General features: G+C 38.8%; 9 protein-coding genes and 4 tRNA genes. 7 read left to right on the top strand and 6 right to left on the bottom strand.

The genetic code is table 11. The features are described from left to right. Window positions 1–17 precede the first annotated feature (17 nt). Window positions 18–2,480, top strand: a complete 2,463-nt coding sequence (locus R2R71_RS17065; RefSeq protein WP_316832482.1) for a glycoside hydrolase family 3 N-terminal domain-containing protein — start codon at window positions 18–20, stop codon at window positions 2,478–2,480. A 25-nt stretch (window positions 2,481–2,505) separates the two neighbouring features. Next, window positions 2,506–3,930, top strand: coding sequence for a sugar MFS transporter (locus tag R2R71_RS17060; RefSeq protein WP_316832481.1), 1,425 nt, complete (start codon window positions 2,506–2,508; stop codon window positions 3,928–3,930). Window positions 3,931–3,983: 53 nt separating this feature from the next. Here the strand turns inward: R2R71_RS17060 and thrC are convergent, their stop codons facing one another. The 3 genes from thrC to thrA form a co-directional block, all read right to left on the bottom strand. Further along, window positions 3,984–5,294, bottom strand: a complete 1,311-nt coding sequence (gene thrC, locus R2R71_RS17055) for a threonine synthase (RefSeq protein WP_316832480.1) — start codon at window positions 5,292–5,294, stop codon at window positions 3,984–3,986. A 79-nt stretch (window positions 5,295–5,373) separates the two neighbouring features. After that, the gene (locus R2R71_RS17050; RefSeq protein WP_316832479.1) at window positions 5,374–6,306 is read right to left on the bottom strand and encodes a homoserine kinase; all 933 of its coding nucleotides are present in this window, start codon (window positions 6,304–6,306) and stop codon (window positions 5,374–5,376) included. A gap of 42 nt (window positions 6,307–6,348) precedes the next feature. Beyond that, window positions 6,349–8,799: a bifunctional aspartate kinase/homoserine dehydrogenase I gene (gene thrA / locus R2R71_RS17045; RefSeq protein ID WP_316832478.1), complete on the bottom strand. Its 2,451-nt coding sequence runs from the start codon at window positions 8,797–8,799 to the stop codon at window positions 6,349–6,351. A gap of 541 nt (window positions 8,800–9,340) precedes the next feature. Between thrA and R2R71_RS17040 the strand changes: the two genes are divergently transcribed. Continuing rightward, the gene (locus R2R71_RS17040) at window positions 9,341–9,847 is read left to right on the top strand and encodes a GNAT family N-acetyltransferase (protein WP_316832477.1); all 507 of its coding nucleotides are present in this window, start codon (window positions 9,341–9,343) and stop codon (window positions 9,845–9,847) included. Here the strand turns inward: R2R71_RS17040 and R2R71_RS17035 are convergent, their stop codons facing one another. From R2R71_RS17035 to era, 3 genes are all read right to left on the bottom strand, one after another. Continuing rightward, window positions 9,848–10,357, bottom strand: a complete 510-nt coding sequence (locus tag R2R71_RS17035) for a GNAT family N-acetyltransferase (protein WP_316832476.1) — start codon at window positions 10,355–10,357, stop codon at window positions 9,848–9,850. 220 nt (window positions 10,358–10,577) lie between these two features. Then, on the bottom strand, window positions 10,578–11,879 hold the full coding sequence (gene der, locus R2R71_RS17030) for a ribosome biogenesis GTPase Der (protein ID WP_316832475.1): 1,302 nt from the start codon (window positions 11,877–11,879) through the stop codon (window positions 10,578–10,580). A 130-nt stretch (window positions 11,880–12,009) separates the two neighbouring features. Then, window positions 12,010–12,906: a GTPase Era gene (gene era, locus R2R71_RS17025; protein ID WP_316832474.1), complete on the bottom strand. Its 897-nt coding sequence runs from the start codon at window positions 12,904–12,906 to the stop codon at window positions 12,010–12,012. A 114-nt stretch (window positions 12,907–13,020) separates the two neighbouring features. On the opposite strand from era, the gene R2R71_RS17020 reads away from it, so the two are divergent. The 4 genes from R2R71_RS17020 to R2R71_RS17005 all read left to right on the top strand — a co-directional run bounded on the left by R2R71_RS17020 (window position 13,021) and on the right by R2R71_RS17005 (window position 13,451). After that, a tRNA-Met gene (locus tag R2R71_RS17020) sits at window positions 13,021–13,096 on the top strand. A gap of 28 nt (window positions 13,097–13,124) precedes the next feature. Next, window positions 13,125–13,196: transfer RNA gene (locus R2R71_RS17015), tRNA-Glu, on the top strand. A gap of 79 nt (window positions 13,197–13,275) precedes the next feature. Further along, a tRNA-Met gene (locus R2R71_RS17010) sits at window positions 13,276–13,351 on the top strand. A 28-nt stretch (window positions 13,352–13,379) separates the two neighbouring features. Beyond that, window positions 13,380–13,451: transfer RNA gene (locus R2R71_RS17005), tRNA-Glu, on the top strand. Window positions 13,452–13,501: the final 50 nt, after the last annotated feature.

Raw genomic sequence — 13,501 nt, 5'->3', positions numbered from 1 at the left:
TCAAAATATATAAAAAAATGAATAAGAACTTTTATAGCCTTATTGGTTTATCGAAAAGGGCAAAATATGCAAGCCTGATCTTAGCTTTAACAGCAGCATTACCAGCTGCAAAAGCTCAAAATAAGCCGGCAACCATTACCATTGGCGGATTAACATTTAATGACACCAATAAAAATGGAAAATTAGATGTTTGGGAAGATACGCGTCTTTCTGTTGATAAAAGAATTGAGGCCATTATCAAGGAAATGACCAATGCCGAAAAAGTTGATCTGTTAATTGGAACAGGCATGCCTGGCATTGAAGTTTTAACAGGACCGGTCGGCGATTCTAAGCAGGGTCTAGTGCCGGGAGCTGCCGGCGGAACGGCCGATTATCCAAGGTTTGGTATTCCTGCAACCGTAGTAGCAGATGGCCCTGCGGGTTTAAGAATTGCTCCAACAAGAGAAAACGACACTAAAACATATTATGCCACTGCTTTTCCGGTTGGAACAGCTTTAGCATCAACCTGGAATAAGGATTTATTAAACCAGGTTGGCAAGGCGATGGGAAATGAGGTGAAAGAGTATGGTGTAGATGTTTTATTAGCACCGGCTTTAAACATTCAAAGAAACCCTTTAAACGGTAGAAACTTCGAATACTATTCCGAAGATCCGCTAATTTCGGGGAAAACCGCTGCTTCAATTGTTAATGGAATTCAATCGCAAGGTGTTGGAACTTCTATTAAACATTTTGCCGCAAATAATGAAGAAACCAACCGTTTAACGATGAATGTACATGTTTCAGAACGTGCATTAAGAGAAATCTATCTTAAAGGTTTTGAAATCGCGGTGAAAGAAGCGCAACCCTGGACCGTAATGTCATCTTACAATTTAATTAACGGAGAATATACTTCAGCTAGTAAAGATTTGCTGACTCAGGTTTTGAGAAACGAATGGGGTTTTAAAGGAATTGTTATGACTGACTGGTTTGGTGGTTTTCCTGGTTTTGAATCCATCCAAAAAGGGGGGATTTCTGATGTTGTAAAGCAAATGGTTGCAGGTAACGATCTTTTAATGCCAGGAATACCAGCGCAGAAAAAAGAGTTACTTGCTGCGCTTAATTCAGGCAAATTACCTCAGGAAGTGGCTAATGCGAACGTAAAGAGAATTTTGAAGTATATTTTCCTTACACCAACTTTTCAACATTATAAATACAGTAATCAGCCATCTTTGACAAAAAATGCCGAGATAACCAGAAATGCAGCGGCAGAAGGAATGGTGTTGCTAAAGAATGAAAACCAAACTTTACCTTTTGCCAATAAGGATAAGGAAGTTTCTTTATTTGGCGTTACTTCGTATGCCTGGATTACTGGTGGAACAGGGAGTGGAAGTGTAAACAATAAGCACACCGTTTCTTTACTGGAAGGACTAAATTTGGCAGGATATAAGTTAGATAAAGAATTGGTTGATTTGTACCAGCCATTTGCAGAAAAAGAATCGGCTTCAGAAAAGGAAAGTAGAAAAGCTAGAGGTATTTTAGCACTCCCTGGAAGATTGGCCGAAATGAAAATGGATGAAGCATTTTTAGCAAAAAAGGCAGAAACATCGGAAATAGCTTTCATTACTTTAGGCAGAAATTCAGGAGAAGGTGGAGACCGCGTTGTAGATAATGATTTTAATTTAGCAGCTGAAGAAATTGAAATGTTGCATAACATCGCTAAAGCCTTCCATGCTAAGGGTAAAAAAGTAGTTGTTATTTTAAATATTGGAGGCGCAATTGAAACAGCATCATGGAAAAACGAGGTAGACGCTATTTTATTAGCCTGGCAACCCGGCCAGGAAGGCGGACACTCTGTCGCAGACGTGATTGCTGGTAAAGTAAATCCTTCGGGCAAATTAACAATGACATTCCCTTTGAAATATTCTGATATGCCATCTGCCAAAAATTTCCCTGGCACTCCTGTTGAAAATCCTAAAGATGTAATTTACGAAGAGGGTGTATATGTTGGTTACCGCTATTTCGATACTTTTGGTGTTAAACCTTCTTATGAGTTTGGTTATGGTTTATCTTACACAAACTTTGAATATTCAGCTGTTAAGCTAAGTGAAAATTCGTTTAACGGAAAATTAACAGCTACAGTAACAGTAAAAAATACAGGCAAGGTTGCGGGCAAGGAAATCGCTCAATTGTATCTTTCTGCACCACATCAAAGTATCGACAAACCAAAGGCCGAGTTAAAAGCTTTTGCGAAAACCAAAGCACTTAAACCAGGTGAATCAGAAACGGTTGTACTTACCCTTACACCTAAAGATTTAGCCTCATTTATCGAAAGCAAAAGTGCCTGGATAGCTGAAGATGGAACATACAAAGTTTCGATCGGAGCATCATCAGCTAATATTAAAACCAGTGCAACATTTACTTTAGCGAAAACAAGAGAAGTAGAAAAAGTACATAAAGCTTTTGTATTAACTACTCCGATAAATGAATTAAAAAGCAAATAAGATTTTTAAATAATTCATACACACAATGAATAACAAAATTGCCCAAAGCCAGTCTAGACCAAACTATGCCGTTCCTTTAGTTACGATAACATTACTGTTTTTTATGTGGGGTTTTATAACCTGCATGAACGACATTCTGATTCCTTATTTGAAGCAGCTTTTTAAATTAAGTTTTTTTGAGTCTATGCTGGTGCAATTTTGTTTCTTTGGTGCCTATTTTGTCGGTTCATTGATCTATTTCGTCATTTCTTATACTAAAGGCGACCCAATTAATAAGGTAGGTTATAAAAAAGGAATACTTTTCGGAATTGGGGTTGCGGCCCTTGGGTGCCTGTTATTTTATCCGGCAGCCACATTTGCTGTTTACCCGCTTTTTCTGGGTGCTTTATTTGTTTTGGGATTAGGTTTTACGGTGTTGCAAATTACAGCAAACGCCTATGTTTCATTGCTCGGCTCTGAAGACAGCGCCTCGAGCAGATTAAACTTAACACAAGCCTTTAATGCTTTTGGTACAACAATAGCACCCATTTTAGGCGGGCACTTAATTTTTGAGTTTTTCTCAGAGGCTGATGGAAGCTTCAGTGCTGCGGCAACACGAATTCCTTATTTAATTTTTGCCGGTATACTCATTTTGGTAGGTGTATTGATTTTTTATGTGAAGCTTCCTTCGTTTAAAGCCGAAGAAGAAGAGCAGGTAAAAGGCTTTGGTGTATTGAATTTTCCTCACTTAAAACGTGGCATTATAGCCCTGTTTTGTTACGTAGGTGCCGAGGTTGCCGTTGGCAGTTTTATAATCAGTTTTTTGCGGCTTCCGGAAATTACAGGTTTAGAAGAAGTGGTGAGTAAAAATTACCTGGCACTTTACTGGGGCGGAGCAATGATTGGCCGGTTCTTAGGTGCTATCTCACTAAATCACACCTTAAATCAAAGTAAAAAAGTTCTTTACTTGCTCGGCTCAGCCATTCTGGTTTTTGCGCTCATTTATGGAATTGTAGATTTAAGCTTTGCGCAGATTAGTTTTTTTCTTGTCTTCATCTGCTTAAATTTTGCAGGTTTCTTAACCGGTAAATCAGCTCCGGCACGAACTTTAGCTATTTTCTCTACCGTTAATATTCTGTTATTGATTTCGGCAATGGCTAATACAGGAAACTTTGCCATGTACAGTATCCTTGGTATTGGAATTTTTAACTCGATTATGTTTTCAAACATCTATACCCTTTCAATAGCAAAACTGGGTATTTACACCAGCCAGGGCTCATCATTATTGGTAATGGCTATTTTAGGCGGCGCAGTTATGCCGGTAATTCAGGGAGCTGTTGCCGATAAAATCGGCGTTCATCATTCCTTTATTCTTCCACTGCTTTGCTACTTTTTTATATTATATTTTGGGATATATTGTTCAAAGCATTTAAAAGATATTGAACAATCCAATGTAAAAGCAGGACATTAAATTGAGCTTAAGCAAGCTGGAGCATAACAGCCTCCCAGCTCGCTTAATGTAAACTATTTTTTTGTCAGCAGATATCTTTTAAAACCTTCGAAATCAATACCTAACTGGTCTGCTTGTTTTGGTTTATTTTCCAGTTCAGAAACTTGTTCAGGTATCTTGATTTTCACCGCAATCTCTTCAGGGAAAATATCTGGGAATTTGCAGGCATGGGCCGTTGACAAAAAAACAGCCGCACTTCCATCTGATGGGTTTTCTTTTCTAAATTGCTCAATCGCTAAATAGGCAATTGCAGTATGCGGACAAGCAACATAGTCAAATTTACGATCGATTTCCTTGATGCCAGCCAAAGTTTCCTCATCATTGAAACGGTAAGCGGTAACTACTTTTTTCACTGCTTCCACATCACCATTAAACAAATCCATGATGCGAACCCAATTGCTTGGCGCACCAACATCCATTGCATTAGAATAAGTTTGTGTAGATGGTTTGGTTTCGTAAATACCGGTTTCCAGAAAACGCGGAACAGTATCATTAACATTTGTTGCAGCGATAAATTGCTTAACGGGCAAGCCTAATTTATAAGCCAGCAAGCCTGCGCCAATGTTTCCGAAGTTTCCGCTAGGAACAGAGAAAATCACATCACTAAAGCCCTGTTTTTTCAGTTGAGCATAAGTGTTGAAATAGTAGAACGTTTGTGGAATTAACCTCGAAATATTAATCGAGTTAGCGGAAGTGAGACGGAATTTTGCATTCAGTTCATCATTTGCAAATGCTTGTTTAACCAAAGCCTGGCAATCATCAAAAGTACCCTTAACCTCAATAGCCCGGATATTTTGTCCGTTAGTGGTTAATTGCAATTCCTGTATCGGACTTACTTTACCTTCGGGATACAGAATGGTAACCCTGGTGTTTGGTACACCTAAAAAGCCCAGCGCAACAGCTCCTCCTGTATCGCCCGACGTAGCCACTAAAACATCAAGTAGTTGCTCGCCATCCTTAAGGAAATAAGCCATCACACGGCTCATAAAACGTGCACCAAAATCTTTAAAAGCCAATGAAGGCCCATGGAAAAGTTCAAGCACAAATGTTTTATCATCAAGTTTTACCGCTGGAGCATCGAAGTTGATGGCGTCATCAACTAATACCTTTAAATCCTCAGCGGGTATTTCATCTTTCAACAGCGCAGAAGCAACCTTAAAAGCAATTTCCGGTAAAGAATATTTTTCAATATTATGAATGAAATCAGTATCAAGCTGAGGAATATTTACAGGCATATATAAGCCCTTATCCTGCGGCATACTATTAAAAACGGCTTCTTTAAAAGAAACTCGCAAATCTTTATCGTTTGTTGAGTATAGTTTCATTTTGAAAAAGGAAGTGGTAAGATGGAGCATGGATAATGTACTTTTACATTGTTCATGCTCCATCTCCCATTTTACATATTTACATTACCCTCGGCCCTTCGGCATTAACGGAAGAAACGTAAGCTTTGCTGTTGATATTAATTTTGTGTAAGTGTTGCTGTTGGGCTTTGGTTATTTTTCTTGCGGTTTCTTCATCTTTAGTTAGGGAAAAAACGGATGGACCTGAACCCGAAATCCCAAAACCAATTGCACCATTTTCCATTGCTATTGCACGCATTTCTTCAAAACCAGGGATTAGAATAGAACGAGTTGGTTCTACAAGCACATCTTTCATACTACGCCCAATTAAGTCAAAATCGTTCATGAATAAACCGCTAACCAGGCCTGCTACATTGCCCCACTGCGTAACCGCATCTTTTAAAAATACCTTACTGCGAATCATTTGGCGGGCATCTTTTGTGGGTACATCAACTTCAGGATAAACAATTGCAGCAAACATTCCGGCTGGTGTAGGCAATGAAATTACATCCAGTGGTTCATAACTCCTCACCAGAACAAAACCGCCTAAAATTGCAGGTGCAACGTTATCGGCATGACCATATCCACAGGCGAGTTCTTCACCTTTCATAGCAAATGGAACCAGTTCTTTAGGGCTTAGTAAATCGCCCATTAGTTTATTAATGGCATATAAACCTGCCACTGTACTTGCAGAGCTAGAACCTAATCCGCTGCCAATTGGCATTTTTTTGTGTAACTCAATTTCAACGCCAACGTCCAACCTGTTAACGTGTTGCAAATAGTGTTGTACACTTGCGCTCACCGTATTTTTTGCGGCATCCAGGGGCAAGCGTCCGTCATCGCCGGTAATTTTTTTAATTACCACTCCAGGCGTATCGGTAAGGCGGATTTCAACTTCATCTCCAGGCTCATTAACGGCAAAGCCCAACACATCGAAACCGCAAACTACATTAGCTACAGTAGCAGGAGCGAAAACCTTTATACTATCTTTCATTTTTAATTATCGAGATGTAATGTTTTTAAAATGTTTAATTTCTTAACTTAAGGTACCTACGTTTATAATATCAGCAAAAACACCTGCGGCTGTTACTTCTGCACCAGCGCCAGGACCTTTTACAACTAATGGACGAGATTTATATCTGTCGGTTGTGAATGAGATGATGTTATCGCTTCCCGAAAGCATGTAAAAAGGGTGACTGTCATCAACCATTTGCAGGCTGATTTCTACACTTCCATCTTCCAGTTTTCCAATATAACGGAGTACCTTTCCTGAATCGGCTGCTTCATTTTTAAGGTTCTCGAAATAAGTTGCGTTTTTTTGCAATTCACTGTAAAAATCTTCAACAGATGTGGCATTCAGACAAGCATCGGGTAAAATATTATCGATTTTAACATCATCCGCTTCTAAAGGATAACCGGCATCGCGGGCTAGAATTAACATTTTGCGCATGAAATCTTTACCGTTCAAATCATCGCGTGGATCAGGTTCGGTGTAACCCAACTCTTGTGCCTCTTTAACCGTTTCGTAAAATCCGGCTTCCCCCTTAAAATTATTGAAGATGTACGAAATAGTTCCCGATAAAATAGCTTCGATTCGGGCTACTTTATCACCACTCATCATCAATTCTTTTAAAGTTCGGATGATAGGTAGGCCTGCACCAACATTGGTTTCATAATAAAAATCGACACCAAATTTACGGGCAGTATCTTTAAACGATTTATATTGAGCAAAATCGGCTGAGTTTCCTTTTTTGTTGCAGGTAACTACAGAAATGCTACTTTCAAACACACCCTGATAAAAAGCAATTGGTGCTTCTGCGGCGGTATTATCTACAAAAACGCAATTCGGTAAATTTAGGGCTTTCATGCGTTCTACAAAACCTGCTAAGTCAGCTTGTTCGCCTTTTTCGTTTAATTCATTTTCCCAATTTTCCAATGATAAACCATCAGGATTAAAAATCATTTTCCGGGTATTGCTGATTCCAGCAACCTTAACCTGCAAATCGTTATTTGCTGCGAGGAATGGCATTTGTTCTTTTAACTGGTTGAACAAGGTTTTGCCGATATTTCCAGTGCCCAAACAAAATATATTGAGCGTGCGTTTTAGGTCGGTGAAAAAGGCATCATGCACAGCATTAACCGCTTTCGATAAATCAGATGCGCTTATGATTACAGAGATATTATATTCTGATGAACCTTGTGCAATAGCCCTTACATTTATCCCGTTTCTACCCAAGGCGCTGAATAATCTTCCACTCATGCCTGGTGTACGTTTCATATTTTCACCAACAATAGCCAATACTGCAAGGTTATTTTCTACTTCCGGCAAGGCCAGTTTGTTGGCATCCAACTCCAGTTCAAATTCCTTTTTGATCAAAGCAATTGCCTGACCTGCATCGGTAGGTTTAACTGCAAAAGTGATACTATGTTCTGATGATGATTGTGTAATCAATACTACATTAATCTGTTCGCGTGAAAGTAAAGAGAACAAACGACCGCTAAACCCCGCTTTGCCAACCATCCCGCTACCGGTTAGGTTAATGATACTGATATGGTCTATTGATGAAATGCCTTTTATTGGCAGGCTTGATGCTTTAACATCGCTTTTAATGTAGGTTCCTGCGAAATCAGGCTCGAAAGTATTTTTAATTACAATTGGAATCTTCTTCATGAAAGCAGGAATCATCGTTGGCGGATAAATCACTTTCGCTCCGAAATAACTGAGTTCCATTGCTTCTGTATAGCTCAATTCAGGTAAAGAGAAAGCCTTTTTTACGATGCGTGGATCAGCAGTCATCATACCATTTACGTCTGTCCAGATTTCGATTTCCTCAGCATTTAAAGCTGCACCCCAAACTGCTGCGGTATAATCAGAACCGCCTCGACCTAGCGTAGTTACCCTACCTGCAGCATTGCTGGCAATAAAACCCGTAACAAATAATACTTTGCTTTTATTAGCCTGGTAGAAATCGTTAATTAACATTTCGGTTAAATCGGTATCTACTTTAGCCTGTCCGAAATTGCTATCGGTTTTTATCAATTCCGATCCGTTTACATAAGTGGCTTCAGGAAGTTGTTGTGAGGCGATATGTGCAATCATAAAAGATGAACAACGTTCGCCGTAACTTAAAATCTGGTCTTTGGTTTGAAGACTAAGTTCGCGGAGATTGGTAACCGCCTGTAATAAATCTTCAAGCTCGTTGAAGAAAATTTTTAAGCGTGTGAATACCGGATTTTGAGCCGCTGCAGGCAAAAGCGAACGGATTACAGCGAAGTGCTTCGCTTCAATTTCCTTTAAACCGGTGTCGTAATCTTCGCCACGTTCTGCCCTTTCGGCCATATCGGTTAGCAAATTGGTTACGCCACTCATTGCCGATAATACAACTACCGGGTTGCTTTGTAATTTTTCTTTGGCCACTATGCTCAGCAGCGTTTTAATGTTCTCGGCCGAACCTACGGATGTGCCGCCGAATTTGAGTACTTTCATTTTTTTTGGTTTTAATGAAGCTGCATTTCTTTGCTTGTTAATTTTGGTTTTTATGCAGTTTCAATGGTTTTTGGTTTTAAAAAAAAAGCGCCCCGTTTTGCGGGGCGCTTTCTGTGTATTTTATGTTAATTCAATTTACAACAAATTAGCCCCTCTGGTTTTCGCCGGTGGTAATAATAATCGTTGTAATAATTGAAGTGCTAAAAGTCATTTCTCTTGGTGTATTTTGTACACTGTAAAGTAGCGGATTATTTTTTTTAATCGCAAACAATTTTGAAAAATATTTGAAAATTTTTTAATAAAACGTTTAATTAGATGAAATAGCCATATTTTTTGAACTAAAAACTAAAACAGATACCTGTTAACTTGGAGCATCCACCAATGAAATCGAGCGCACTTTGCCAAAAAAAGTTTTAAATGGAATAATCTTGGTATAAAATGATGTTTAGTTTGAAATCAGGTTTACTTAACAATAGATTAACAGCTGGAAATAAATAGTAAAACCGCAAAGACCTATATTCGTATATCTAAAATCTCAAAAATGATCGAAACTGAACGACTTATTCTGCAACCACTTACACACAATCAGCTCTTAAAATACATTAAGAATGATAACTCTTTGGAAAGAGAATTAAGGTTAAACCCAACAAGTAAAGAAATTTCGCCCGAACTTAAAGAAGCATTGGAACAAACTATTTTACCGAATGTACATAACAAGGATAAAAATTATTTGTACAACACACTCTGGACTTTAATTTCGAAGGAGGACAATAAAATGATTGGCGATTTATGTTTTGTTGGCGAGCCAGATATAAATGGTGAAATTGAAATTGGTTATGGCACTTACGAAGAATTCAGGAATAAAGGCTATATGACCGAGGCAGTTGGCCGCATTATTAAATGGGCTAGCCAGCAATCCGGGGTAAAATCAATCACCGCATCAACCGAAATAGATAATGTTGCTTCTTATTCTATTTTAGAGAAAAACGATTTCGTAAAGATTGCTGAGGGTGAAGGAATGTTTACCTGGAAGCTAGAACTGCTATGATTAAACCTTAATTTCAAAAAGACTTAAACTAATGCCTTCGTAATGTTTAGGCAAGCCCTCGGTTTTATCCATTTTAACTACGCCTACATAATCAAAACCACAGCCTGTATAATATGTTAAAAGTTTCTCGTTATCTGCCCAGGTATCCATTCGGATAAATTTTATTCCCCTACTTTTTGAAAACTCCCGGGCCCATTTAATGATTTCCTTTACAAACGAATATCCGCGGTATCCGTGGTGTGTTACAATACGATGAATATAAATTGAGTCTCTGTCCTTATCGCCCCAGATGAGCTGATCTTCAAAGGTTACTGCAAAAATGCATGCAACTACGCCATCGACCAAAATTTTATACTGTCTGTTTTCAGCAATTTCTGTTTCAATTAATGTTTTGCTGAAACCTTGCCAGTGTTTATTAAAAACTTTTTTCTGGTATGCAATTGCTATATCGTAAAATTCAAAGATGGTATCGATATCGGAAATTTTGCTGTTTAGAACCTGGATTTGCATGGTGCAAAGTTAAGGATTTCTACCTTGAGTTAACTAAACCTGATTGTAGCGGAAATACTTTTTGGGCAATTCATTCGCCAGGTTGCTGCAACGGAAATTCAGGCAAATGCGATAATGTGGAAAGCAAGCATTGCCCAAAAAGATTGCAGCAAAAAGCAGGGCTGCTTTTTCCGATGGAAAGCGAACCCTGCTTTTCTAAAACATTTGTAAGCCTGCTATTTTACTTCTGTCTGAAATAAATCTGGATTGGGGCGCCCGAAAAATCGAAGTTCTCCCTTAATTTATTTTCGATAAAACGTTTGTACGGATCTTTGATATACTGTGGCAAATTACAGAAGAAAGCAAACATTGGCGAGGTTCCGTTAATCTGCGTAATGTATTTGATTTTAATGTGCTTGCCTTTTAATGCCGGCGGCGGATATTTCTCAATTAAAGGCAACATTACATCATTTAATTTCGATGTAGGGATTTTTTTACTGCGGTTTTTGTAAACATCGAGCGCTGCTTCGATTGCTTTGAAAATACGCTGCTTATTTAGTACGGAGGTAAAGATGATTGGCACATCGGTAAAAGGACGGATTCGCTCCTGAATCTGTTCTTCAAAGGCCTTCATGGTTTGTGTATTCTTCTCAATCAAATCCCATTTGTTAACAAGAATTACGATACCTTTTTTATTTTTTTCGGCAAGGTGAAAAATATTAATATCCTGACTTTCAATACCTTCCTGCGCATCAATCATTAAAACCACCACATCAGCTTCTTCCAAAGCTTTTATGGTACGCATAACCGAATAAAACTCAAGGTTTTCTTTAACCTTTGTTTTTTTACGTAAACCAGCCGTATCGATTAACATAAACTCGTGACCAAACTGGTTATAATGAATTTTAATCGAATCGCGGGTTGTACCTGCGTTTGCCGTAACAATATTACGCTCCTTGCCTATTAAAGCATTAACCAGCGATGATTTACCAACATTCGGACGGCCAGCAATGGTAATTTTTGGCAATAGATTTTCTTCTTCAGGAATATCTTCGAAGTGTTTAATCACTTCATCAAGCAACTCTCCGGTTCCTGAACCAGTCATTGATGAAAGTGGGTAAACCTCGCCTAAACCAAAGCTGTAAAATGTACTTATTTCACTATATAGCGCTGTGTTATCTACTTTATTTGCAGTTACGAAAACAGGTTTGTTACTGCGACGGAGAACCTGTGCAATATCATCATCCAAATCGGTAATGCCTGTTGTAACATCAACCATAAAAATAAGCACGCTGGCTTCTTCGATGGCGATTAGTACCTGCTCGCGAATGGCAGCTTCATAAACATCTTCAGAGTTTGCCACATAGCCACCAGTATCGATAACTGTAAACTGTTTATCAATCCATTCGGCAGTACCGTAGTGCCTGTCGCGGGTTACACCGCTTAAGTCATCAACAATTGCCTTACGGCTTTCGGTTAACCTGTTAAAAAGTGTGCTCTTACCTACGTTAGGCCTGCCTACAATGGCTATAATGTTACTCATTTTGTGTCTTATTGATAGTTAATGGCTTATAGTTAATGGTCTGTGTGTTCAGCAAGCTGCTTAAACTATCTGGCTATCAGCCATTGACTATCAACTACTAACCGAATTATTTCGGGCTGCAAAGGTACGGTTAATTATCGTAACCAAAGCTTTTTAAATAGTTCTTTTTACTTCTCCAATCGGGAATTACTTTTACAAACAGTTCCAGAAAGACTTTTGCATCGAGAAATTTTTCTGTTTCGATACGTGCTTCGGTACCAACTTTTTTTAGCATACTTCCACCTTTACCTATAAGGATATTTTTCTGAGAATCCCTTTCAACCACAATTTCGGCGGTAATACGAATCATTGTTCCATTGCCATTCCTCATTTCTTCTTCCTTAAAGCTTTTCACAATTACTTCGGTACTGTATGGAATTTCTTTCTGGTAGTTTAAAAAGATTTTCTCGCGGATAATTTCTGACACAAAGAAACGCTCAGAACGATCAGTTAAATCTTCTTTATCATAATATGGCGGATGTTCCGGAAGCATCTCCAACACGCGATCCAGCAATCCATTTACATTATGTTTATGCAAAGCAGAAATTGCATAAATAGCAACTGGATTTAATTTCGCCTGCCAGTAGGCTATTTTTTCATCAACCTGTTCTTGTGTTGCCTGATCAATCTTGTTTATGAGTACAATTGTAGGGATATTTTTATTCAGTATTTTTTCCAGAACATCATCTTCATCATGTTCTTCATTAATATCAGTTACAAATAAAAGTACATCTGCATCGGTTAAAGATCCGTTTACAAAGCTCATCATACTCTCTTGCAAACTGTATTTTGGCTTAATAATTCCCGGAGTATCAGAGAAAACGATCTGATATTCTTCTTCATTTACGATACCCAGAATACGATGCCTTGTGGTTTGTGCCTTAGGCGTTATGATGCTAAGTCGCTCGCCTACAAGCACATTCATGAGGGTTGATTTACCTACATTTGGTTTACCGATTATACTAACAAAACCTGCTTTATGCGCCATTAAAATATTTTTTAAAAAAAATTTGCAGTACAAAGAAACGAATTATATCTTTGCATTCCAATTCGGAAACAGAGTTAAGGATTTAATTCATGAGAAAAACCGGGTTGTATAGAGTGCGGGGTGGAGCAGTTGGTAGCTCGTCGGGCTCATAACCCGAAGGTCGCACGTTCGAGTCGTGTCCCCGCTACCAAAGAGTTGAAAGACACTCTAATATTAATGGCCCGTTCGTCTAGGGGTGAGGACGCCAGATTTTCATTCTGGAAACAGGGGTTCGATTCCCCTACGGGCTACAAAACCGCTTTACAAAAGTTTAGCGGTTTTTTTATCCAAAAAATAAAGGTTGGTATATCCTCAAAAATACAGATAGAGTGCGGGGTGGAGCAGTTGGTAGCTCGTCGGGCTCATAACCCGAAGGTCGCACGTTCGAGTCGTGTCCCCGCTACCAAAGAGTTGAAAGACACTCTAATATTAATGGCCCGTTCGTCTAGGGGTGAGGACGCCAGATTTTCATTCTGGAAACAGGGGTTCGATTCCCCTACGGGCTACGCTGATTAGCATCAATCAATATGGTTGATGCTTTTTTTATGCCCATTAT

The organism is Pedobacter aquatilis, assembly GCF_032678405.1.
GTDB lineage: Bacteria > Bacteroidota > Bacteroidia > Sphingobacteriales > Sphingobacteriaceae > Pedobacter > Pedobacter aquatilis_A.
The sequence above is the reverse complement of the archived record's forward strand: the minus strand, read 5'-3'. Positions and strand labels throughout refer to the sequence as shown.

Bases quoted from the DNA above. Each gene is read 5' to 3' on its own strand.
- der (WP_316832475.1), bottom strand. From the start codon at position 11,879: ATGAGTAACATTATAGCCATTGTAGGCAGGCCTAACGTAGGTAAGAGC.
- R2R71_RS17060 (WP_316832481.1), top strand. From the start codon at position 2,506: ATGAATAACAAAATTGCCCAAAGCCAGTCTAGACCAAACTATGCCGTT.
- R2R71_RS17040 (WP_316832477.1), top strand. From the start codon at position 9,341: ATGATCGAAACTGAACGACTTATTCTGCAACCACTTACACACAATCAG.
- R2R71_RS17065 (WP_316832482.1), top strand. From the start codon at position 18: ATGAATAAGAACTTTTATAGCCTTATTGGTTTATCGAAAAGGGCAAAA.
- R2R71_RS17035 (WP_316832476.1), bottom strand. From the start codon at position 10,357: ATGCAAATCCAGGTTCTAAACAGCAAAATTTCCGATATCGATACCATC.
- thrA (WP_316832478.1), bottom strand. From the start codon at position 8,799: ATGAAAGTACTCAAATTCGGCGGCACATCCGTAGGTTCGGCCGAGAAC.
- R2R71_RS17050 (WP_316832479.1), bottom strand. From the start codon at position 6,306: ATGAAAGATAGTATAAAGGTTTTCGCTCCTGCTACTGTAGCTAATGTA.
- era (WP_316832474.1), bottom strand. From the start codon at position 12,906: ATGGCGCATAAAGCAGGTTTTGTTAGTATAATCGGTAAACCAAATGTA.
- thrC (WP_316832480.1), bottom strand. From the start codon at position 5,294: ATGAAACTATACTCAACAAACGATAAAGATTTGCGAGTTTCTTTTAAA.